Annotated in this window: 17 protein-coding genes; 8 read left to right on the plus strand and 9 right to left on the minus strand. The window is 70.7% G+C overall.

Features of this window, described 5'->3' with window-relative positions; translation table 11 throughout:
* Positions 1-9: 9 nt before the first annotated feature.
* The 3 genes from OV427_RS14950 to OV427_RS14960 are packed head-to-tail and all read left to right on the plus strand — an operon-like array spanning position 10 to position 3,700.
* Positions 10-1,623 carry a bifunctional 3-(3-hydroxy-phenyl)propionate/3-hydroxycinnamic acid hydroxylase gene (locus tag OV427_RS14950; protein WP_267856779.1) on the plus strand — a complete coding sequence of 538 codons (1,614 nt, stop codon included), beginning with the start codon at positions 10-12 and terminating at the stop codon, positions 1,621-1,623.
* Positions 1,624-1,640: 17 nt separating this feature from the next.
* Complete coding sequence (locus tag OV427_RS14955; protein ID WP_267856780.1) at positions 1,641-2,714, plus strand: VOC family protein; 1,074 nt, start codon at positions 1,641-1,643, stop codon at positions 2,712-2,714.
* A gap of 29 nt (positions 2,715-2,743) precedes the next feature.
* Positions 2,744-3,700, plus strand: a complete 957-nt coding sequence (locus OV427_RS14960; RefSeq protein ID WP_267856781.1) for a fumarylacetoacetate hydrolase family protein — start codon at positions 2,744-2,746, stop codon at positions 3,698-3,700.
* An 83-nt stretch (positions 3,701-3,783) separates the two neighbouring features.
* Here OV427_RS14960 and OV427_RS14965 read toward each other — a convergent pair whose 3' ends face one another.
* Positions 3,784-4,665: a hypothetical protein gene (locus OV427_RS14965; protein ID WP_267856782.1), complete on the minus strand. Its 882-nt coding sequence runs from the start codon at positions 4,663-4,665 to the stop codon at positions 3,784-3,786.
* A gap of 165 nt (positions 4,666-4,830) precedes the next feature.
* Between OV427_RS14965 and OV427_RS14970 the strand changes: the two genes are divergently transcribed.
* Complete coding sequence (locus OV427_RS14970) at positions 4,831-6,087, plus strand: Hsp70 family protein (protein ID WP_267856783.1); 1,257 nt, start codon at positions 4,831-4,833, stop codon at positions 6,085-6,087.
* 121 nt (positions 6,088-6,208) lie between these two features.
* Positions 6,209-6,712: a hypothetical protein gene (locus tag OV427_RS14975; protein ID WP_267856784.1), complete on the plus strand. Its 504-nt coding sequence runs from the start codon at positions 6,209-6,211 to the stop codon at positions 6,710-6,712.
* A 23-nt stretch (positions 6,713-6,735) separates the two neighbouring features.
* Here the strand turns inward: OV427_RS14975 and OV427_RS14980 are convergent, their stop codons facing one another.
* The 4 genes from OV427_RS14980 to OV427_RS14995 all read right to left on the minus strand — a co-directional run bounded on the left by OV427_RS14980 (position 6,736) and on the right by OV427_RS14995 (position 11,741).
* Positions 6,736-7,602, minus strand: coding sequence for a hypothetical protein (locus OV427_RS14980; RefSeq protein ID WP_267856785.1), 867 nt, complete (start codon positions 7,600-7,602; stop codon positions 6,736-6,738).
* 3 nt (positions 7,603-7,605) lie between these two features.
* A complete protein-coding gene (locus OV427_RS14985; protein WP_267856786.1) occupies positions 7,606-10,227 on the minus strand; it encodes a TonB-dependent receptor in 2,622 nt (873 codons plus the stop codon).
* A 51-nt stretch (positions 10,228-10,278) separates the two neighbouring features.
* Complete coding sequence (locus OV427_RS14990) at positions 10,279-11,058, minus strand: OmpA family protein (protein WP_267856787.1); 780 nt, start codon at positions 11,056-11,058, stop codon at positions 10,279-10,281.
* 128 nt (positions 11,059-11,186) lie between these two features.
* Positions 11,187-11,741, minus strand: a complete 555-nt coding sequence (locus OV427_RS14995; protein WP_267856788.1) for a chalcone isomerase family protein — start codon at positions 11,739-11,741, stop codon at positions 11,187-11,189.
* Positions 11,742-12,078: 337 nt separating this feature from the next.
* Here OV427_RS14995 and OV427_RS15000 point away from each other — a divergent pair, with 337 nt between their 5' ends.
* Positions 12,079-15,288: an NEW3 domain-containing protein gene (locus OV427_RS15000; protein ID WP_267856789.1), complete on the plus strand. Its 3,210-nt coding sequence runs from the start codon at positions 12,079-12,081 to the stop codon at positions 15,286-15,288.
* A gap of 224 nt (positions 15,289-15,512) precedes the next feature.
* On the opposite strand, the gene OV427_RS15005 is transcribed toward OV427_RS15000, so the two are convergent.
* Both OV427_RS15005 and OV427_RS15010 read right to left on the minus strand, forming a co-directional pair.
* The gene (locus OV427_RS15005) at positions 15,513-16,220 is read right to left on the minus strand and encodes a hypothetical protein (protein ID WP_267856790.1); all 708 of its coding nucleotides are present in this window, start codon (positions 16,218-16,220) and stop codon (positions 15,513-15,515) included.
* A gap of 87 nt (positions 16,221-16,307) precedes the next feature.
* The gene (locus OV427_RS15010; RefSeq protein WP_267856791.1) at positions 16,308-17,228 is read right to left on the minus strand and encodes a 3-oxoacyl-ACP synthase III family protein; all 921 of its coding nucleotides are present in this window, start codon (positions 17,226-17,228) and stop codon (positions 16,308-16,310) included.
* Between the two features lie 299 nt (positions 17,229-17,527).
* On the opposite strand from OV427_RS15010, the gene OV427_RS15015 reads away from it, so the two are divergent.
* Complete coding sequence (locus OV427_RS15015; RefSeq protein ID WP_267856792.1) at positions 17,528-18,400, plus strand: arginase family protein; 873 nt, start codon at positions 17,528-17,530, stop codon at positions 18,398-18,400.
* Here the strand turns inward: OV427_RS15015 and OV427_RS15020 are convergent.
* A complete protein-coding gene (locus tag OV427_RS15020; RefSeq protein ID WP_267856793.1) occupies positions 18,394-19,293 on the minus strand; it encodes a hypothetical protein in 900 nt (299 codons plus the stop codon). The two genes, OV427_RS15015 and OV427_RS15020, sit on opposite strands and share 7 nt — an antisense overlap.
* A 196-nt stretch (positions 19,294-19,489) precedes the next feature.
* Here OV427_RS15020 and OV427_RS15025 point away from each other — a divergent pair, with 196 nt between their 5' ends.
* Positions 19,490-21,703, plus strand: a complete 2,214-nt coding sequence (locus tag OV427_RS15025) for a molybdopterin oxidoreductase family protein (protein ID WP_267856794.1) — start codon at positions 19,490-19,492, stop codon at positions 21,701-21,703.
* Here the strand turns inward: OV427_RS15025 and OV427_RS15030 are convergent.
* Positions 21,639-22,688: a lysylphosphatidylglycerol synthase domain-containing protein gene (locus OV427_RS15030; RefSeq protein WP_267856795.1), complete on the minus strand. Its 1,050-nt coding sequence runs from the start codon at positions 22,686-22,688 to the stop codon at positions 21,639-21,641. The two genes, OV427_RS15025 and OV427_RS15030, sit on opposite strands and share 65 nt — an antisense overlap.
* Between the last annotated feature and the right edge of the window lie 223 nt (positions 22,689-22,911).

The raw sequence follows: 22,911 nt of genomic DNA on the forward strand, positions 1-22,911 counted from the left end.
ATTCAAATCATGGTGTCCCTCCCCGCGAAGGTCGAGGTGCTGGTGGTCGGCTTCGGTCCGGTCGGAGCCGCGGCGGCGAGCCTGCTGGGCGGGCATGGCGTGCGCACGCTCGTCGTCGACCGCTCGCGGGAGCTGCTCATGCATCCGCGCGCCATCGCGCTCGACAATGAAGCGCTGCGCATCCTCCAGCTCTGCGGCCTTCCGGAGGATGCCTTCCCCACGCTCGCGATTCCCTACGTGCGGATGCACTCGCCGTACTGCGGCGAGTTCGCGCGAATCAACACCGGTGGCGCCATCAACGGGCACCCGAAGCTGGTCACCTTCTTCCAGCCCGAGCTGGAACAGGCGCTGCGCGCGAAGGTGGCGTCGCACCCCACCGTGGACACGGCCCTGGGGGTGGAGTTGACGGAGCTCGAGGAGCGGGGTGGGGCCGTCGTCGCGACGCTGAAGCACGCCGACGGGAGCACGGCCGAGGTGGAAGCGGCCTATGTCGTCGGCGCGGACGGGGCCGGCTCCGCCGTGCGCCGGCTCATCGGGCTGGACTTCGAGGGGCGCACCTACGCCGAGGACTGGCTGATTGTCGACGCGAGGCACGTGCCGCGGCCCATCGACCACGTGGAGTTCCTGTGCCACCCGCGGCGGCCGACGCCGCACATGGTGGCGCCGGGCGGCCGCGAGCGCTGGGAGTTCATGCTGCGGCCCGGAGAGTCGCGCGAGGAAGTCACGAGCGACGAGGGCGTGCTGCGCCTGCTCTCACGCTGGGGCCGCCCCGAGGAGCTGCACATCGAGCGCAGGGCCGTCTACCGCTTCCACGCGCGCACGGCGGATGCCTTCCGCCGCGGCCGCGTGTTCCTGGCCGGCGACGCCGCCCACGTCACGCCGCCGTTCGTCGGCCAGGGGCTCGTCGCGGGCCTGCGAGATGCCGCCAACCTGTGCTGGAAGCTCGCCTGGGTGCTGCGCTACGGCGCCGCGCCCTCCATCCTCGACAGCTACGACGCCGAGCGACGCCCGCATGCCCGGAGGATGATTGCGCTCGCCCAGCGGATGGGCCGGCTGGTGATGCCGGGCAATGCCGCCATGGCGATGCTCACGCACGGACTGATGCGGCTGCTCCGGCTGGTGCCGCCCGTGCGCACCTGGCTCGAGGAGCTGGGCGTCAAGCCCCGGCAGCACTTCGAGCGGGGGCTGTTCGTCCGGGGACGCTCGCGCTCGCGCCTGCGTCGCGGCGGCATGCTGCCCCAGGGCTGGCTGCGGGGGGACGACGGCTCGGTGCGACTGAGCGACGACGTGCTCGGACCTTCGCTGACGCTGCTCGGCTTCGGCCCGGACGCCGGCGGGCAACTCGACGCGGCGGCCCGGGCCGCCTTCACCGCCGCGGGTGGCAGGGTGGTGCAGCTCCGGCACCGCGGCCAGCGGCTGCACCGCGCGGCCCACGGCGACTCCTGGGAGGACCTGCATGAAGCGCTGACTCCCGGCGCGGCGCCCTTCGGCTGGGCGGCCATCGTGCGGCCGGACCGCACCGTGCTGACCGACGGCCCCGTCAGCGAGGTGAACCGCCTCGTTCGCGAGGCACTCCTCCTGCTCGGCGCCCCGCGCGCGGCCGGGCCTTCCCCCCACCCCTGAGTGCCGGAGCCGCTCCCATGCCGCCATCCCCGCCCACTCCCCTGTCCCGCCACCCGCACCCGACGGTGAAGGCCCGGGCACTCGCCTTCCTGATGTTCGAGCGTCCGGAGCTCGACCTCACCGAGCGCTTCCTCACCGACTTCGGCCTGCGCGTGGCCGCGCGGACGGACGTGGCCCTGTTCCTGCGCGGCACGGCACCGGCGCCGTTCTGCTACGTGGCCTTGCAGGGCCGGAGGCCGCGCTTCGCCGGGCTCGGCCTGCGCGTGGGCTCGCGTGAGGACCTGGAGAAGCTCGCGATGCTCCCCGGCGCCTCCGAGCTGGAGCCCTCACCCTGGCCCGGAGGTGGCGAGCGCGTGCGGCTGACGGACCCTTCCGGCTTCGCGGTGCACGCCGTCCATGGCGCGGCGGAGGCCGAGGCGCTGCCCCACCGCGCGCCCATGCCACTCAACTCCGTGGACGCGCATCCCCGCATCAACGGCACGCAGCGGCTGCCGGTGGCGCCGCCCGACGTCATCCGCCTGGGCCATGTGGTCCTCGAGGTGGTGGACTTCCAGGCGACGGCCCACTGGTACCTCCAGCACTTCGGCCTGCTGCCCTCCGACGTGCAGGTGCTGCCGGACGGCTCTCCGGCCGTCGCCTTCCTGCGCCTGGACCTCGGCCCCCATCCAGCGGACCACCACACGGTGGCCCTGGCCCAGGGAGTGATGCCCACGTACAGCCACAGCGCCTACGAGGTCGTGGACACGGACGCCGTGGGCATGGGCCACCGCGTGCTGCGCGACAGGGGCTGGCGGCATGCCTGGGGTGTCGGCCGTCACATCCTCGGCAGCCAGATTTTCGACTACTGGCATGACCCCTACGGAGACAAGCACGAGCACTACACCGACGGGGACCTCTTCACCGCCGACGTGCCGGCCGGCGTGCACCCCACCTCGCGCGAGGCGATGGCGCAGTGGGGCAAGCCCATGCCACGCAGCTTCTCCCGGCCCCCACTCACGCCGCGGGTGCTGCTGCGCATCCTGCGGAACCTGCGCCGCAGTCCGGACCTGAGCCTCGGCAAGCTGCGCACCCTCGCCCGACTCTTCGGCTAGCACCGGCCTGACCTTCGAGGAACACCTCCATGCCACTGCACGTCATGCGCTTCGAGCATCAGGGCCGCGCCCAATGGGGCGTGGCGCGCGAGGACCGGCTCACGCCGGTTCCGGGCGACTTCCCGACCACCGGCGACTTCATCCGCGGCCACACCGTCGCCAGCCTCTGCGCGCTCGAGGGCCCCAGCCTCGCCAGGGAGGAGGTCCGGCTGCTGTCACCGGTGACGCGGAACCAGCAGTTCCTCTGCCAGGGCGCGAACTACCGGCAGCACATGCTCGAGTCGGGGATGGACCCGGACGCGAAGACATTCAACATGTTCTTCACCAAGGCGCAGAGCTGCATCGTGCCCGCCGACAGCGAGCTGGTGAGGCCCTCGCACGTGCGGTTCCTCGACTACGAGGTCGAGCTGGGCCTGGTGCTCAAGCGGGATTTGGACCGCGGGGCCGTCGTCACGCCGGCCTCCCTGCACGAGTTCATCGCGGGCATCGTCATCGTCAACGACTACTCGGCGCGCGACGTCCAGATTCCGCAGATGCAGTTCTACAAGGGCAAGAGCTACCGCACCTTCGGCCCCGTCGGCCCCCGGCTCTGCCTCCTGGAGCCCCGGGACATTCCCCGACTGGAGCAGCTCCACCTGGAGCTCACCGTCAATGGAGAGGTCCGGCAGCGGGACTCCACCGCGAACCTCGTGTTCGGCCCGGCGGAGACCCTGACCGAGCTGTCGGGACTGCAGGACCTCTTCGCCGGAGACCTCATCGCCACCGGTACGCCCGCCGGCTGCGCGCTCTCCATTCCCTCGCCCGCGAAGCAGCGGCTCGCCGCGTTCCTGCCGGAGAAGAAGAAGTGGGAGCTCTTCCTGAAGGCGCAGGCGAAGCGCTCCCAGTACCTGAAGGCCGGCGACGTCGTGGAGTCCCGCATCCACTGCCACGACGGAGCCATCGACCTCGGCGTGCAACGCAACCGCGTCGTGGATGAGGGCGCCTGAAGGCCCTGCCGTGGCATGCACCGCGCCCCGCCGGCCTCCACCGTGTAGCGGCGGGACCCAGGCGGGGCGCGGGGATACCACGGTTACTGCTGCTGCGTCGGCGCGCCCGGAGACGACTCGCCGCTCTCCGGTGAGGCCGGCGCGGTGGGCTTCACCTGCGACGTGGCCTCGATGCGCACCGCCTGCGGCTCGCCGCTGCTCTGGTCCGTGCGGTACGAGGCGCGCACCTGGCTGCCCTCCTGGATGTCCGCCGCGCTCGCCTGACGGCCGTCCACCGTCACCTGCGTCTGGGGGCCAATCTGCAGGCGGAGCTGCGGCTCACCGCGCGAGCTGAGCAGCACCTCCTGCTCGGTCGACGTCAGCACCTCGCCGACAATCTGCTGCTCGGAGCCCTGCGCCTGGGTCTTGGCCTGCGCCTGGGCCGGCTGCTGCGAAGGCTGGGCCGGCTGCTGCTGCGAGGGCTGGGCCGGCGCGGGCGCCGCGGCTACCGGCTGCTGCGCCTGTTGGCGGAGCTGCTCGGACTGCTGCTGCGCCTGCTGCTGGTTCTGCTGACTCTGCTGCGCCAGCTCCTGCTGCTGCTTCTTCTGGGCCTCCAGCGCGCTGGCCTGTGCCGACTGCGCCTCCTGCTGGGCCGCCTGCGTCTGCTGCTGGGCGGACTGCTGCGCCTGCTGAGCCTCCTGTGCCTCCTTCCCGGCGCGGGCCTGGGCATCCTGGAGCTCCTTCTGCTTCTCCTGGAGGTCCTGCTGGGCGTTGGCGGCCTCCTTCTGCTGCTCGGTGGCCTCCTCCTGCGAGTCGCGGGCCTTGCCGAAGGCGTTCTCCGAGCGCTCCTGCGCCTGCTCTGCCTGGCTGCTCGCGGACGCCTGCTCGCCCGATTGCTCGGTGCGACTCTTGCTCCGCTCCTCACAGCCCGTCCCCAGCACCAGCGCCGCCGCCCCGGCCATCAACCATCCCGCGCGGAATTTCATGGATGTCTCCTGTCGTGAAAGTGACAGCGCAAAGATGGCGAGCCCTCCAGCGGAGCCAACCCACACCCCATGCATGCGCCCGCCAACCCGCCCGGTCACCAGCGGGCGGCCCCCTCCACGCGGCGCTACCCTTGAGAGGACTTTGAGGGTAAGGGGCGCACCCCCATGCGTGCCTGCGGACTCGACTTCGGAACCAGCAACACCGCCGCGGCGCTGCCCGACGGCACGGTGCTGCCCCTGCAGCCCCACACCTCGGAGCCGCGCCTGTTCCGCTCCGTCCTCTTCTTCCCGGACGACGAGCAGCAAATCTACGCGGGCGCGGACGCCATCCAGCGCTACCTCGAGGACAACACCGGGCGCTTCATCCAGTCCGTGAAGTCCTTCCTCCACTCCAACTCCTTCCGCGCCACCCAGGTGAAGGGGCGCACGTACACGATTGAGGAGCTGGTCGCCGTCCTCCTGCGCCGCGTGCGCGAGGCCGCCGGTGTCCACATGGGCGGCCCGCCCGAGGCCGTCATCCTCGGCCGCCCCGCCGTCTTCACCCCGGACCCGCAGGCGGACGCGCTCGCCCAGCAGCGCCTGCTCCGCGCCGCCGAGCTGGCCGGCTTCCAGCAGGTGCAGTTCCTCATCGAGCCCATCGCCGCCGCGCTCGCCTACGAGGCCCAGCTCACCCGTGACGAGCTCGTCCTCGTCGCCGACTTCGGCGCCGGCACCACCGACCTCACGCTCATGCGCCTGGGGCCCTCGCGCCGCGGCAACGTGGACCGGCGCCCGGACGTGGTGGGCTCCACCGGCGTGCGCATCGGCGGTGACCGCTTCGACGCCGAAATCATGCGCCACAAGCTGCTGCCCCGCTTCGGCGCCGGCTCCACGTACCGGGTGCGCGGCTTCAGCGACAAGCGACTGCCGATTCCGCAGCACGTCATGGCCAAGCTGCTCTCCTGGCACGAGATGTCCTTCATCCGCGAGAAGTCCACCCAGGAACTCCTCGAGACGATGCTGGAGACGAGCGACAAGAAGGCCGAAATCCAGGCGCTCCATGACCTGGTCATGGACAACCTGGGCTACCGGCTCTTCCGCGCGATTGAGGCGGCCAAGGTGCGCTTGTCGCGCGACGAGCAGGCGACAGTGGACTTCGAGGAGGGTCGCATCCACCTCCATGAGCCGATTACCCGCGCCGAGTTCGACGCCTTCAGCAAGCCCCTGCTCGACGAGCTGGAGCAGTGCACCGAGGGACTGCTCGCCCGCCATCCGGAGGCGGCAGCCATCGACGCGGTGTTCCTCACCGGCGGCTCATCGCAGATTCCCGCGGTGCGTCAACTCTACGTGCGCCGCTTCGGCGAGGAGCGCGTGCGCACGGCGGATGCCTTCACCTCGGTGGCCGAGGGCCTCGGGCGTGCGTCAGCCCACCTGACCTCCTGAAGAGGAGACGGACTCGGGGCGAGTACGGGCGGACTCATTCCGCCCGTCCCGATGCGTGCGTCATCATCGTGCGCAAAGGGATGTCCTTCGCGAACCCCTCGCGCGAAGGCGGACACACCACATGGCTGGTCAGATTCTGGGCGCCTACTGCAGGGCCGTCATGAGCTCCATGCTCGACGCCACCGCGACGCTGCTCTTCCCCCAGCACCGCAAGCGCATCGCGGAGATGAAGGACGACGCGTGGTACCCGATGGAGGACTACGTGCGGATGATTCAAGACCTGCACGCGAAGCTGGGGGACACCACCATGACGGCGCTCGGCCAGGCCGCCGTCCAGAAGACCTTCCACCTCACCAAGGCCCAGGGCTTCGACACGCTGGAGAAGGTCTTCAAGGACTTCAACGCGCTGTCGTCGGCCGTGGTGAGGAACGCCACCCCTGATGAAGCCGTACGCACGGTGTCCCTGACGAAGGACACCGTGGTGATGGAGAGTGAATCGAAGGTGCCACCCTCGCTGATGGTGGGCTACTTCCGCGGGCTGTTCTTCGCCTTCGGGAAGCTCGTCACCAGCGAGACGGTGGAGCGCAAGGGCGACACCGTGCGCTACACGCTGAAATGGCTGTGAGGCACCAACTCCACGACTGAAGCCTAGGGGCCCACGTCCACCGTGCGGCTCAGCCACCCCACCCCACCGCGCCCGTCGCGCGCCACCACCCAGAAGGTGACGCGCTGGGGCGCGGCCGGCGTCTCGTACTTCGACGTGGGGTCGCCCGGCTTGTCGTCCACCGACTCAATCGAGCGGAACTCCTTCACCTCGCCGTCGCCGGTGGCGAACCAGCTGTAGAAGACCTGCTCCGTGCGCGGGCCGTCCTCCGCCTCATAGACTTCCGCGCTGCCCTCCGCGAGCACCGGCCGGAAGGTCACCTCCGTGCCCACCGGCAGCGGGCCCACCAGCGGCGCGCCCTCCCAGAGGACGTCCGCCATCTCCGGGTTCTGGTTGGGCGCGGCCGCCGCCCGAAGCGTCACGCGGCGCACGCCGCGCTCGGTGCCCTCGGGAGTGCCGGTGCCGTCCGTGGCCTCGTAGCCGACGAAGAGGGGAATGCCCTCCTGCAGTGCCGCGAGCAGCGCCGGGTCGTTCGGGTCCACCGGGCCTCCGCCGGGATTGGCCGCTTGCAGCGCCTCGGACAGCACCGCCTGCACGTTGGGGTCCTGGAGCGACAGCACGCCTTCCGGCAGCGGGACGCCGTTGTCCCCCGGGCAGCGACCGTCGTAGGGGTTGCCGGTGAAGCGGCACAGCGCATAGCTGACGGTGACGGGGCGCGCGTCCGCGGCCACCGCCAGCGCGTCGAACGTCATCGGGCCCGGGAGCGTGGGGGCGTTCGGGTCCAGCACCAATTCCGCGGGCTCGGCGCGAATCGCGAGCACGCGCACGCGGCGGATTTCACTCTGCAGCTCGAGGTCGGGGCCACACGCGGCCACGAGCGCGGCCAGCAGGACGAAGAGGGACGGGCGCATGCGCTAGAAGCTCCCCTTGGCGCCGAGAATCGGGAGGATGGGCAGCCCCTCGAAGTACGCGCTCTGCGAGTAGTTGTAGTTGTAGGCGATGCCTTCCACCGCCGGGTTGTTGTAGGCGTTCGTCAGGTCCAGGTAGACGTCCAGGGTCCACCGCTCGAAGACGAAGTTCTTGTCCACGCGGATGTCCAGTTGGTTGAAGGACGGCAGCCGCACCGAGTTCACCGCCGCGTAGAGGGGCACGAAGACGTCATTCACATCGTCGCGCACGGCGCCGACCACGGGCGTGGTGGGGTTGCCCGAGGCGAAGCGCAGGCGCGCGCCCACCTCCCAGCCCCTCGGCAGCTTGTAGGACGCAATCGCCGTCAGCACGTGCGTCTGGTCATTGTCGAAGAGGCGCCACGCCGCGTCGGGCGAGTCGCGGCGCTCGCTGCGGCTGAGCGTGTAGGAAATCCACCCGAAGAGGCGGTCCGTCAGCGAGCGGCGCACCAGCACCTCCAGGCCGTAGATGCGGCCCACCCCGCCGTTCTTCAGCCGCTCCGGCACCGGCTCGCCGTCGCGCACCACGGTGCCGTTGGAGCGGACGATGAGGCCATCCAGGTCGTTGTAGAAGACCTCGCCGCTGATGAACCACTCCGGCCTCGGCTGCCACTCCGCGCCCAGGCCGTACTGGAGCGAGCGCTTCGCCGCGAGGTCCGGGTTGCCGAAGGTGGCGCTCGGCTCATCCTGGATGGGCGGGCCGTGGTAGACGCCCGCGCCGCCCTTGAGCGACACCGTCTCCGTGAGCGCGTAGCGCACCGCCAGGCGCGGGTTGAGGGTGCGCTGCGGCGACGCCTGGTCCGTGAAGACGTAGCTCTCCGCGCGCACGCCCGGCACCACCAGCAGGTCCTTGATGGGCCGCCAGCGCGCCTCCACCCAGACGGAGGGGAAGTACTGGACGAAGTCCCCGTCGGTGACGAGCAGCTCGTCGGTGACGGTGGGCGTGGGCGGCTCGCCCTCGCGCGGTGGGGATTGGATGCGCGCGGTGACGTGCGCGAAGCTGCTCACCACGTCCAGGCCACCGGCCAGCGTGAGCGCGTCGCCGAAGGCGTACTCGGCGGTGGAGCGCAGATTCAGGTCCGTGGAGTCGATGCGCAGGCCGCGCTCGCCGATGGCGAACTCCAGGAGCGTGCTGCCCACCAGCGCCTGCGTGTCCAGCGTGAGCTTGTCGCCGCGGTACTGGTGGCGCAGCCGGAGCTGGTTGAAGCCGGTGGTGACGTCCAGGTCGCCGGTGACGGTGGGGTCATTGTCCGCCGGCTGGTCGAAGACGAGGCCCAGCCTGTCGCGCGAGGTGAGCCCCTGCAACGAGAAGGTGTGCCGCGACAGGGGCTTCCACACCAGCTTGAGCTGCGCGTCGTAGTAGCGCGGCGCCACCTGGAGGCTGGGCCCGTTGTCGCCCTCGGGCACCAGCCCCAGCACCAGGTCGATGTACGAGCGCCGGCCGCCCACCACGAAGCCCAGCGTCTCGGTAATGGGCCCTTCGATGACCGCGTTGGATTCAATCAGGCTGACGCCCACGGTGCCGTGGATGCGGTCCATGCGCGGCTCGCGGCTGCGCACGTTGATGACGCCGCCGGTGAGGTCGCCGTAGTAGGCGGAGAAGTTGCCGGGCAGGTAGTCCACCGCGTCCAGCAGCTCCGAGTTGTACACGGAGGTGAGGCCACCGAAGTGGTACAGCAGCGGAATGCGCTGGCCGTCGAGGAAGACGCCAGACTCCTGCGGGCTGGAGCCGCGGATGATGAGCTGGCCGCCGTTGAAGGCGGGGCGCGCCACGCCGGGCAGGTTCTGCACCACCTTCAGCGTGTCGCCCTGAGTGCCGGGGATGCGCTGCACCTCGGCCACCTGGATGGAGGTCTGCGTCACCTCCTTGCGCTCGCGCTCCGTGCGCACCACCGTCTCGTACTGGCTGAAGATGCGCTTGCGCACGTAGTACGTGACGCGCGTCTCCTGCCCTTCCGAAATCGTCTCCTTCGTGCGGTAGCGGTCGTACCCGCCCTGCACCACCAGCACCTCGTGGGTGCCCGGGGGGACGCCCCTGAACGAGAAGCGCCCCTCCGCGTCCGACACGGTGGACAGGTCCAGCTCCGGCAGCACCACCTCCGCGCCGTTGAGCGGGTTGCGCGTGCCGCGCTCCAGCGCCTGGCCGCTGAAATTCACGGGGGCCTCGGGCGTGGCGGCGCCGCCGTCGGTGCCCTCCGGCGGCGGGGCCGGGCGGAAGACGAACTGGTAGGCGTACTGGATGCGCACCGGGGCGGGGACGTTGTCCACCTCGGCGGGCTCGAACTGGAACTGCTTCACCGCCTCCACCGCCGCCTCGTCGAAGCCGTGGCCGGCGGGCTGGGTGACTTCGACATTCGTGACGGTGCCCGTCTCCGAGATGTCGATGAACATCACCACCGTGCCCTCGAGCTGCTGGGCGGCGGCGTCCGGCGGGTACGGGGCCTCCACCTGGCGCAGCAGGGCGGGCGGCTTCGTCAGCACACCGGTGGGGACACCGGCATCCATGGTGCCGGCGTCCTCCGGAGACTGGGGAAGCCAGGCCCGGGCTTCGGCCGCGAGGAGACAGAGGACGAGTGCGAGTGTTTTCATGAGGGGCGGGGAAGTGCCGAGCCCCTCATATACGTCCCTGCGCTTCGGGTGTTACTTGGGCGCGAGCACGATTTCGATTCGCCGGTTGAGCGAACGATTTTCCGGCGAGTCATTCGCGGCGATGGGCTGGTACTGGCCATACCCCGCCGCGGACAGCGTCGTGGGGTCCACGCCGGCGTCCTGGAGGCTGCGCACCACCGCCATGGCGCGCGCCAGGCTCAGCTCCCAGTTGGTGGGGAACTGGGCACTGCCGATGGGGACGTCGTCCGTGTGGCCCTCCACGCGGATGATTTTTCCCTGCACCGTCTTGAGCGCGTCGGCGATCTTCGCCAGGGCGTCCTCACCCTCCTTGCCCACGCGCGCGGAGCCGGAGGCGAAGAGAATCTTGTCCTTGAGCTGGACGGTCATCTTCCCCTTCAGCTCGGACAGCTGGATCTTCCCGTCGGAAATCTCCTGCTTGAGGCTCTGGGCGAGGTTCTCGTACTCGGAGCTCTTCTTCTCCAGCTCCGCCTTCGCCTGGCTCAGCTGCTTCGTGTTGCGCGCCAGCTCGTCGTTGAGGGCCTGGAGCTGCGCGTTCTTCTCTTCCAGGGCGCGGCGCTCGGCGGAGCCCGCGGTGAGGCGCGACTCGGAGGTGGTGAGCCGGGCGTTGAGCGCGTCCCGCTCCGCCTCCAGCGCCTTCACCTTCTCCTCGGCGGCCGCGCGCGCGCCCTTCTCGTCATTGAGCCCCTTGGCGAGCTGCTCCGCCTCCAGCGTCTTGGCTTCGAACTTCCCCTTCGAGACGCAGCCCGTGGAGAGCGCGACGAGTGCCGCCAGAACCAGCCGTGTCCGCATGTGTACGTGTCCTCCCGACAGCAGTGAATGAGCTGCCAGACTACCGCCAGCAGCGGCCCGGGTCAGGAAGAACCTCCACTTTGTTTTGAACACAAATGAACGCCCGCCAGGAGGGGGCTCGCCCGTGCTCAGCGGGGGAAGATGGGGTGGGCCTCCAGCCACACGGAGAAGAGGGCGTCGGCGAAGCTCTTGCCGGGGATGAAGGCCCCTCCGCTGGCGCCGCCGCCAATCTCCAGCCCGGCGCCGGGCAGGTAGGTGATGACGAGGTCCTCGCCCTTCCGGACGTCCTTGAGCGAGGACAGCATGACGCGCAGGTGGTCGGCCATGGGCCCCTGCTTCATGTCCGGGTTCTTCTGGAGGCCGTCGCGCAGGCTGCCCACGAGTTGCTCGCGGCTGATGTTGCGCAGGAAGCGGAAGTGGAGGCGCTTGACGGAGTTGGAGGCGATGGCCTCGGACGCGCTGCGCGGCTCGTTCTCCAGGTAGAGGCTCCACACGTAGACTTTGAAGAACAGTCGCTTTTGCAACTGCATATGCGCGAGGGCAATCCTGCGCCCCTGCAGCGTCAGCGAGTCCGGCATGTCGACGCCGCCCACCTGCTTCTGGCCCGCCTGGGCCGTGCCCACGGCGAGCACCATGCCGAGCACGAGCCACCGCGCACCTGTACGCCACGCCAGAGTTCTCATGCGTTGGACCCCCGAACCCCTCTCAATCCGGTACCGCGTACGGTGCGCACGGACGCGCCGGACCGCCACCGTCTGAAACCCCGGGGCTGTGCGGCAGTGGACGAGGACCACGGGTGGTGAAGCGCGGCACACCTCGGGTGCCAGGACGGTGAACACACCCATGTCCCGTAACACGCTGGGGCGACATCCCGGACAACTCCACGCAACGGCACGGGCCTCGCGCCCGCGAGTGCTGGAGTGGTGTTGAAAACATCCAGCGCCCCAGTGCACAAGGCGCGCGCGGCGGCCAGCAAGGCGCACTCCATGTGCCGGGGCCGCCGCTCATCCGGGAGAAGGAATGCTTCGCACGTTACTGGCAGTCACCCTGGCGCTGGCCGTGGGCTGTGCCACGCAGGAGGAGCCCGCGCCGTCCGCGCCGGCCCCCGTGAAGACGGAAGGCCAGGCCCCCGCGCGGCCCGAGGTGGCGCCGCTGAAGGAAAAGGTGTCCCACCTCAACGCCCGGCTGCGCCGGAGCGCGGCGAGCGTCACGCCCGTGCTGAGCGAGCGCGCCGAGGCCCTGGCCGCGCTGATGGACGTGGACGCGGGCGCCGCCCTGGCGCTGGCCCTGCCGGAGTCGGTGCGCGCGAGCCTGGCCCGCAAGCACCCCGATGCCGCGCCGCTCCTGGAGGCGCGCGGCACGTTCGAAGGTGAGTGGGAAGTCCTCGTCGCGGACAGCCCCGCGCGGACCGAGGTGCGCACGGAGCACTTCCTGCGCGTGAAGGGAGAGCGGCTCCAGGTGCGCTTCGCCCACGCCGCGCCTGGGGAGCTGCGCAGCGGCCTGCGCGTGCGCGTCCAGGGCCTCAAGCTGGGGACGCGGCTGGCCGCGGAGGAGGCCCAGGTGGTGCCGGTGCGCTCGGCGCTCTCCGCCACGTCGGCATGCACCTCCACGGGGGACCAGCGCACGCTCGTCATCCTGGCCACCTTCCCGGGGCAGCCGCAGGCGCTCACCGTGGAGCAGGTGCGCGAGGTGTTCTTCTCCAGCACGCAGCGCTCGCTGACGCGCTTCTGGAGCGAGGCGTCCCAGGGCCGCACCACCGCCAGCGGTGACGTGGTGGGCTGGTACACGCTGGACCGTGGGTACTCCTGCAACGAGTCGGACGCGATGCGCATCGCCGCCATCGCCGCCGCCGACGCGGACGTGGACTTCCGCCAGTACGACCGCGTCTTCATCGTCCACCCGCAGGCGACGGGTACGAGCTGCTACTACGGCGGCCTGGGCACGCTGGCGTGCGGCACGCAGCAGACGCAGGACGGCCCCATCACCGCCTCCACGTCGTGGCTGCGCGCCGAGTACATGAGCCCCAATGACCTGGGCGTGGAGCTGGTGACGCACGAGGCCGGCCACAACCTCACCCTGCACCACGCCAGCTCGCGCGACTTCGGCGCGGAGGCGCTGGGCCCCGTGGGCGTCACGGGCAGCCTCACCGAGTACGGAGATTTGTTCTCCACCATGGGGAGCTGGAACCTGGGCCAGTACGCCGCGCCCCACAAGGTGCGCATCGGCTGGCTGGAGCCGGGCGCGGTGACCACGGTGGACGGCACCGACGGCACCTTCACCTTGTCCCCGCTGTCCGCGCCGCTGGGCAGCGGCGTGCAGGCGCTGAAGGTGCGCCGGGGCTTCCATGGCGACGGCTGGCTGTGGCTGGAGGCCCGCCGCCCCGTGGGCGACTACGACGTCACCCTGCCCTCGCAGGTGTTCGGCGGCGCCGTCATCCACTACGAGGACCCGTCCACCAGCAGCTACACGCACCTGCTCGACTTCACCCCGGAGACGCCCTCGTGGTTGGACCCGGCGCTCCTGCCCGGCGCCACGTGGACGGACCCGTACACCAACCTGCGGCTGACGGTGGACGGCGCCACACCCGCGGGCATCACCGTGAGCGTCCACTACGAGCCGGTGCCGTGCGTGCGCGCACCGCCGACGGTGGAGTTCGACACCTGGTACGAGTACGCCGTGCCGGGCTGGCAGGTGGAGAGCGGCCTCACACTCACCAACAACGACACGGTGGGCTGCCCCGCGTCCACGTTCGCCTTCCAGACTTCGCTGCCCGCGGGCTGGCCGACCACGGACCTGCCCGCCAGCATCACCCTGGAGCCCGGCAAGCAGCGCTTCCTCTACTTCTCCAAGCAGGTTCCAGAAAGCACGCCGTATGCCACGTACACGGTGGACCTTACCGTCTCGCGGGACTCGGAGAGCGTCACCGCGGATGACACGCTGGACGTGATTGCGCCGTGCCAGACGGCGCCCATCGAGGTGCGCTTCGACCGGCAGTCGCAGGTCGTCACCGCCGGAGACACCGCCGCCTTCGGAGTCACCCTCATCAACCACGACTCGCGCGCCTGCGGCTGGGTGTACTTCGAGCCCGCGTCCACGCTGCCCCAGGGCTGGATCACTGAATATGACCAGTTCGGCTTCGACATCGAGGCCGGCGGCTCCTTCGAGTTCACCATGTACAAGGCGGTGCCCACGGATGCGCAGGGCACCTACGACGTGGACGTGCAGGTGCTGCGGGACGGCTACACGGTGGAGGCCACCACCACGGCCACGGTGACGGTGAATCCGTGCGTGCGCACGGCGCCCACGTTCACCGTGCTGCCCGCGACGGTGGACGTGGAGCCCGGCGGCTCGGCGAGCTACACGCTGTCGCTCACCAACCACGACCCGGCGTCGTGCGGCGCGTCCACCTTCACGTTGGATTTGACCGACACCGACCCCTGGGCGTCCGTCCTCTCCGCGCCGTCGCTCACCGTGACGCCCGGGGGTACTGCTACCGCCACGTTGACTGTCACGGCGCCCACGAATGCGGGCAGCGGGAGCCGCTACTTCGAACTGGGCGTGTTGCGCGGCGACACCTCCGTCGGTGGCGCGGAACTGGAGGCGCGCGTGGTGTGTCGGCGCAATGCGCCCACCGTGAGCTTCACGCCGGCTTCGGGCACCGTGGAGGCGGGCAAGCCGCTCACCTTCACCATGAGGGTGACGAACACCGACAACAGGGCGTGCACTGCGAGCAGCTTCACGGTGGGCGCCACGGTGCCGTCGGGCTGGACGTACGGCTTCGCGCAGACGGCGCTCACGCTGGCGGCGGGCGCGAGCGGCACGGTGGGTCTCACCGTGACTCCGCCGGAGACGGCGGCAGGCAGCTACACGCTCAGTGGCCTCGCTTCACACCCGGGCGCGAGCACGACGACGGGCGCCTTCACGGTGAACGTCACCCCGCCGCCGCTCAAGGCCACGCTGTCCGTGCCGGGCACGAGCTACAAGCGCAACAGCGCGGTGCCCCTCACCACCACCGTGACGCGAGGCACCCTCGCCGCGCAGGCCAGCGTGCGCTTCAGCGTCAGCCGGCCGGATGGCGTCACCGCAGTGCTCACCGTGTCCACGGCCGCCAACGGCAAGGCCACGTGGAGCTACACGGCGCGCGTGCGCGGCACCCACAGTGTGACGGCCACGGCCACGTCGGGTACGGAGACGGCCACCAGCAACACGGTGAGCTTCTCGGTGCAGTGAGGCCCGTGCCTCCTTGAGCGCGCCTCGCGGTGCACCGCGGCTCATGCCCTCACGGGTGCGCTTCTCGGTGCAGTGATACGCCGAGGTGGGGAGCAACCTGGGCGTGCTCACGCTCCGACGCGGACGGCGGGCTCCTCGCGGTGGCAGCGCGACGCCGTAACGCTGTGTGAATGAAGGCCGGGCCCCGTTGCTCCGGGCCCGGCCTGTCATTCCGTGGGACTCGCTTACAGAGGAGCGGTGAGTTCCGGGACACGCGTGGGCTTGCGGTGATGCTCGTGGTCGTAGAAGCACTCGGGGCCGAGCACGGTGATGAGGCGCTGCTCGATGGCGTCCCCCTCCGGTGTCATCGCCTGCGTGGGGAGCGCGTAGGGCTGGACGAGGACGATTCCGTTTCCGAGCTCCTGGCGGGTGTCTGGCGGGAGGGAGAGAAGGCGCTCGCCGAACATGCGGATGAAAGGCGGGCCGAAGAAGTTGCGCCAGAAGAGTCCGGCAAGCCCTTCGCTGGGGTCTCTCACGGTGAAGGTCTGCTCGGTGCCGAAGCCATCGGGGTTGGGGATGAACCGCTCTTCTTTGCGGTACACGTCATCAATCATTCCGGACTGCGCCAGTGAGGACCCCACCAGTCGCATGAGCTCCACCACCTGATGCAGGTGAGTACCGAGCCATCCCGCGAGGCGTTCCTCTTCAATCGAGACGGCCCAGGTGAGCCCGCCGACAAAAGGATATTCCGTCCGCGCCGACGTGGAGATGCTCAGGAAGTCATGCTCCATGCGGTCCATGACGGAGACGCTCTGGTACTCGTCGTACTGGGCGAGGAGGGCTTCGTAGTCAGGGCTCCCAGGCTCCAGGCGTGCCGCATCTCCGAAGCACGACGACAAGGCGGGTGGGAACCAGCGGTACTCCTCGAAGGCAAGCTGAAGGAGCCTCCGCACGACCGTCGTGGGCGGAGGTCCCGGTGGAAGATGGATGCTCGTCGAGATGGAGCACAAAGCCATCGCGGGCCCGGTAGTACCCTCGCGCTACGGCTTCGCGGCCGCCGTGCGCTCCAGCAGCGCGCCCGCCCAGGTGAGCCCGCTGCCGACCACGCTCAGCACCACCGCATCGCCCAGCGACGCATCATCCCAGTGCTCGCTGAGCACGCCCGGTGCTCCAGCCGAGCCCGTGTTCCCTCGCACGTTCACGTTGTAGACGTGGCGCGCGTCAGGCACCTCGCAGCGCCGCTGCACCGACTCCAGCATGCGCAGGTTCGCCTGGTGTCCGATGAAGGTGACGTCCCCCTGCCCCTTCGCCGGGTGTTTCGCCAGGTAGCGCCCGCGCAAGTCCTGGAACGTCTCCCCCGTGCGGCGGATGGCGAACTTCTGCACCTCGCCGCCCTGCTGGGTGAAGTGGCCCACGCGCGGCACGCGCACCTTGTCCGCGCCCGCCGGGTCTCCCGCGAGCAGCGTCTCCGTCACCTGCCAGCGACCCGGTATCCTCGGGGACAGAATCGCCGCCGACGCGCCGTCACCCCACAGCACCGCGCTGGAGCGGTCCGTGTAGTCCACCACGCGCGTGGAGTTGTCCATGTTCACCACCAGCACGTAGTCCGGCAGACGCTCCGGCCGCATGCCCGTGAGGAAGTGGAGCTGCATGCAGAACGACGAGCACGCGCTCTGCAGGTCCACCGCTGGCGCGTCGATGCCCAGCAGCTGCGCCACGCGGTTGGACTCGGCCGGAATGCACTCGTCCGGGCTGCACCCGCCCGCCACCACCAGGCCGATGTCCGACGGCTTCAGCCCCGCTCGCTCCAGCGCCATCAGCGCCGCCCGCCGCCCCGTCTCCGCGTTGCTGAAGAGGGCCGCCTCCTGCGCCGCGCGCACGTCGCGGTTGCGCGTCTCGCGCAGGTAGTCCAGCGGCAGCCCGTGTGCCGCGTCCGGATGCCCACCCGCTCCAGAATCCACGCGTCGTTCGTCTCGAGTCCGAGTTCCTCGAAGAAGGCATTCGTCAGGAGGTTGGGCGGGTGGAAGTGGCCGAGCGCGTGCAGGAACATGTGAAACCCTCTAACCCCCGACACTGACAATTCTTTGTCAGCCTCATGTCACGGCCCCGCCGTGTCGGTGGGCCGTCGGCCATGCGAGCAGGGCACCGCGGCGCGGCAGGGTCACGGCAACGCAACACGTCATCCCCGTGAGACGATGACGGGCCTACGCTGCACGCCGTCCAGGAAGGCGGGCGTGGCGCGCCCCGGAAAGGGAGACGGATGACGACCTCCACGACACGAGACGGCTCGCTCGGCCTCTTCTTCCCGCAGTGGCAGGGCGCGGGCGAAGTGCCAGCGCTGGAGACGGGCGCGCGGCGGCTGCGCGCACGACTCGACGGAGTGGGCCCGTGGGCCCGGGTGGACGTGCCCTCCGTGCACCCACTGCGCCGCGAGGCGGGCGTGTGGGGACATGGCGAGCTGGTGGAGCAGCTCGGTGCGGCCCGCCGGTTGCTGGACGCCCACCAGCCCGCGCGAGTGCTCACGATTGGCGGCGACTGCGGCGTGGAAGTGGCCCCCGTCAGCTACCTCAACGCCCGGCTCGGCGGAGACCTGGCAGTGGTCTGGTTCGACGCCCACGCCGACCTCAACACGCCTGACAGCTCGCTCAGCGCGCACTTCCACGGCATGGCGCTGCGCGTGCTGCTGGGCCAGGGCGCTCCCGCCTTCGTCGAAGGCGCGCGGCCCCACCTGGAGCCCCGGCAGGTGTTCCTCGCGGGCGTGCGCGAGCTGGACCCGCCCGAGGCCGACTTCATCCGCGAGCACGCGCTGCGCCGCTTCACGCCCACGGACCTGCGCTCACGGCCGGGCGCCCTGGCCCAGGCCCTGCGCGACTCGGGCTTCCGCCACGTCTACGTCCACATGGACCTGGACGTCACCGACCCGGGCGAGCTGCCCGATGTCGCGTGTCCCACGCCCCACGGGCTGGAGCTGGCACTGCTCGTCGCCCAGCTCCGCGCCCTCCGCGAGTCACTCCACCAGGTGGGCGCGAGCCTCGTCGAGTACGCGCCAGGAGACTCGGCCGGCTCGCACGAGGCGGTGATCTCCGCGCTCCTCGACGAGGTGCGCACCCTGCTGGTCCCGATTCCTCACTGAGGAACCGAGCACGTCAGGTGCAGCTTCATCTCTCCCTCGCCCGCCACCGTCACGCCGTGGTTGCGAAACTCCTCGCGCACCGCCACCTGCGCGGGGCCGGCGAGGGAGAACTCGAGCAAGCGGGCGCCTTCCGCCAGCATGGACAGCCTTCCCTCCAGGGGAATCGTCATCACCACGGGCGAGTCGGCCTGCTTGAGGGTCATCGTCGTCGACACGCTGAAGATGCCCACGGGGCCCTTCGCGTCCTGGGTGATTTCGGAGAGACGGATGCGAGTCCCACGGAAGCGCGTGGACGGGTCCTCCGTCTGGAGGACCTCCTCGGTGAAGACCTTGGCGAAGCGGTCCAGGCTGTCCCCCACGCGGATGGGCTTGTCGGGAAGCGCCGCCTCCAGCGGGTCCGCCTTGCCCAGCTCCGGCAGGTTCTCCTTCACGGCGGCCTGTTCCTCCTTGGAGACGGGCTTGCCCGCCTCGTCCGTCACCACCAGGCGCCCCTTCGTCATCCCGGCGAGGTACGTCCTGCCGCTGATCGGGCTGCCCTGCCGCTCCTTCTTGCCGCCCTCCTCCGTCTCGTCGGACATGTCCCCGAAGGCCACCTTCACCCGGTCGACGATGCCCTTGCGCGCGGCGAGCACCGTGGTGGTGCAGTGGCTGGCCGTCGTGCTCGACACGTTCAGCGGCTCGGGCTCTATCTCCGGCCCGGTCAGCTCGAAAGCCAGCCGCAGCGCCACCAGCAGGTCCACCGTCTCCACGTCGCCGACCGCGGCCTGGCGCTTCTTCAGCTGGAAGGACTGTTCCTTCCGGGCGCCCTCGGCCTGGGCTCCGGCCTGGGCTCCAACGACGGACGGCGCGAGCAGCAGTCCCACTGCGACGATGAACGACGAAACGCGATGCATGTCGGGCTCTCCCTTTCGCGACCATCCTTCCACGGCTCCGCCGCGTGGGACTGGGGATTCCAGTTTCGCCAGGCGGTACACCGCCGTGGCCAGCCAGGGTGGAATCGAGCAGTGGCTCTCGAAGACCTTCCGTCTGGAGTCCGACTGAAGGGCACCTCGCCGTGTCGGCCACCCGGAGCGTTGTAGAGTCCGGGGCATGAGCGCCACCGCCGCGTCCCGGGTCCACTTCCGTACCTGCAACCTCTGCGAGGCCATGTGCGGCCTGCGCATCGAGCTGGAGGGAGAGCGCATCACCTCCATCCGCGGCGACGAGGAAGACGCGTTCAGCCGAGGCCACATCTGTCCCAAGGCGCTGGCCCTCAAGGATTTGCACGAGGACCCGGACCGGCTGCGCCACCCCATGCGCCGCACCGCGAGCGGCTGGGAGCAGGTGTCCTGGGAGGACGCGCTGGACGAGGTGGCGCGCCGCCTCCATGCCATCCAGAAGGAGCACGGCCGCGACGCGGTGGGCGCGTACCTGGGCAACCCCAACGTCCACAACCTGGGCAGCATCATGTTCGGGCCCGAGCTGCTGCGGACGCTCCGCTCGCGCAACCGCTTCTCCGCCACGTCGGTGGACCAGCTCCCGCACCAGCTCGTCGCCTACCTCATGTTCGGCCACCAGCTCCTGGTGCCGATTCCGGACATCGACCGCACCCGGTACATGCTGGTGATGGGCGCCAACCCGCTGGCCTCCAACGGCAGCCTGATGACGGCCCCGGACGTGCGCACCCGCCTGCGCGCGATTCAGCAGCGCGGCGGCCGCGTCGTCGTCGTCGACCCGCGCCGGACTGAAACAGCCCGCATCGCCGACGCCCACGTCTTCATCCGTCCCGGCACCGACGCGCTCCTGCTGCTCGCCCTGCTGCACGTGGCCGTGGTGGAGGGCACGCCGCGCCCCGGCCACCTCGCCGCGCACGTGGACGGCCTGGACGCGGTGCGCGAGCTGGCCCGCGACTTCACGCCCGAGCGCGTGGCCGCGCACACCGGCGTGGCGCCCGAGACGGTGCGCGGCATTGCCCGGGACTTCCTCGCCGCGGAAGGCGCCGTCTGCTACGGCCGCATGGGCCTGTCCACGCAGCCGTTCGGCTCGCTGTGCCAGTGGCTCATCAACGTCCTCAACACGGTGACGGGCAACATGGACCGCGAGGGCGGCGCCATGTTCACCCTGCCCGCCTTCGACATCGTCGGCGGCCCCAAGGCGCTGGGCCTGGGGCGCGGCAGCATCGGCCGCTGGAAGAGCCGCGTGCGCGGGCTGCCCGAGTTCGGCGGCGAGCTGCCCGTCGCCGCGCTCGCGGAGGAAATCCTCACCCCGGGCGAGGGCCGCATCCGCGCGCTCGTCACGCTCGCGGGCAACCCCGTGCTGTCCACCCCCAACGGCGCGCAACTGGACCGTGCGCTGGGCGGGCTGGACTTCATGGTGAGCATCGACCCGTACCTCAACGAGACGACGCGCCACGCGCACCTCATCCTCCCGCCCGTGTCCCCGCTGGAGCGCAGCCACTACGACATCGCCTTCCACGTGCTCGCGGTGCGCAACACGGCGAAGTACTCGCCCGCCCTCTTCGAGCCGGGGCCGGACGCGCGCCACGACTGGCAGATTCTCCTCTCGCTCCAGCACCGGCTGGAGGTGCTGCGCAAGGGCCGTAGGTCACTTCGCGCCGCGCTGAAGTACCAGGCACTGTCACGCATGGGCCCGGAGCGGCTGCTGGACCTGGGCCTGCGGCTGGGGCCCCATGGTGCCCACTTCCACCCGCTGAAGCAGGGCCTCTCCCTCGCGAAGCTGCGCGAGGCGCCGCACGGCGTGGACCTGGGCCCGCTGAAGCCCTGCCTCCCCCACCGCCTCCAGACGAGGGACCACCGCATCCACCTCGCCCCGGAAGTGCTGGTGGCGGACGTGAAGCGGCTGCGCGAGCGCTTCCTCGACGCCGCCACGCCAGAGGTGGCGAGCGGCGAATTGCTCCTCATCGGCCGGCGCCACCTGCGCGACAACAACTCCTGGCTGCACAACGTGCCCGGGCTGGTGAAGGGCAAGCCGCGCTGCACGCTGATGGTGCACCCGGAGGACGCGACACGGCTGGGACTCACCGACGGCGAGGACGTCTCCGTCACCTCCCGCGTGGGCGAGGTGACGGTGCCCGTCGCGGTGACGGACGACGTGATGCCCGGCGTGGTGAGCCTGCCGCACGGCTACGGGCATGGACGCCAGGGCACGCGGCTCCAGGTCGCCACCGGGAGCGCGGGTGCCAGCATCAACGACCTCACGGATGAGCGGGCGCTGGACGCGCTCAGCGGCAACGCCGCCTTCAGCGGCACGCCGGTGCGGGTGAAGCGGGCCGGGTCGCCCGCGCTCGCCACACCAGCGGCGTGAGCGCGCCCGCCGCGACGAAGAGCAACTGCACCAGGTGCCCGAGCAGCGCCACCGACATGGCGCGCGCGGCCGTGGTGTCCAGCACGCCCGCCGCGAGCGCGAAGGCCCCGTCACTCACCCCCACCTGCCCCGGCACCAGCGAGCCCACCGCCAGCGCGCAGAGGTAGAGGCCCTGGGAGAAGAGGGCCTGCACCACCGAGGTGTCGATGCCCACCGCGTGCGTCAGCACCGCGTACTGGCACACCTGGAGCAGCCGGCTGCCCAGGAAGGCCAGCGTGGGGCGACAGGGCAGCAGCGCACCGCACCGCGCGGAGGCCTGGAACTGCTCCGCGTGCGAGGCCCACCGGCGGAAGCGCCGCGCCATCCACGCGCCGGGCCGCTTCGCGCGCATGCACGCGCGCACGCCCGCCGACAGCGACACCAGCAACACGCCGTGCGCCAGCATGGCCACCGTGAAAATCGAGAAGCCCGTCAGGAGGTACGACGCCGCCGCGCACGGGAAGGAGATGAAGCCCCCCGCCGCCAGGGACGCGGACTGCGAGGTGGCCGCCGCCGACGTGGCGTTGGCGCCGCCCATGTGGGGCGCGAGGAGGGCCGCCTTGGTGGCCTCCGCCGCCGCGCGCCCCGCCGGGGCCATGCTGGACACCGCCGTACCGATGAGCTGCGCGCGCGCCAGCACGGACAGGGGAACCTTCTCCGCACCCGCCCCGTACGAGAAGCGCGTGGCCAGCGCGTCCATGCACTGGCGTCCCATCTCCAGCAGCACCACGCAGGGCAGCCAGCCGGCGGCGTCCGACAACACCGCGCCCAGCTCATGGGGGCCCGCCTTGCGCACCAGCAGCGCCAGCATCCCCAGTCCGGCCAGCGCGAAGAGGGGACGCAGGAGTCCCGTCATCCGCCGGCGCACGTTTCCAGGCAGCGCGGGCACCGTCATCACGGCACCCATCGGCTGGCCCAGGGACACCTCCCCGTGCGCGTCGCTCACCCTCGCCCCCTCTTCGCCGTCCCACCCATCCTTGGGCCAGGAATCAAGGTGAGCAGCGTGATCGCCGGAGGGGAGGGCGGACTGTCAGAAGGCGTCCGCTGCCTGCCCTCCCCGTTCGAGGGTGGACACCCGGGCCTGTCCCACACGGCCTCCGGAGGTGAGAACCACCGGGCGACAGTGCCTGCCTGCACGCTCGGCTCCCGGACGGAAGGTCGCTAGGGTG

The organism is Pyxidicoccus sp. MSG2, assembly GCF_026626705.1.
Classification (GTDB): domain Bacteria; phylum Myxococcota; class Myxococcia; order Myxococcales; family Myxococcaceae; genus Myxococcus.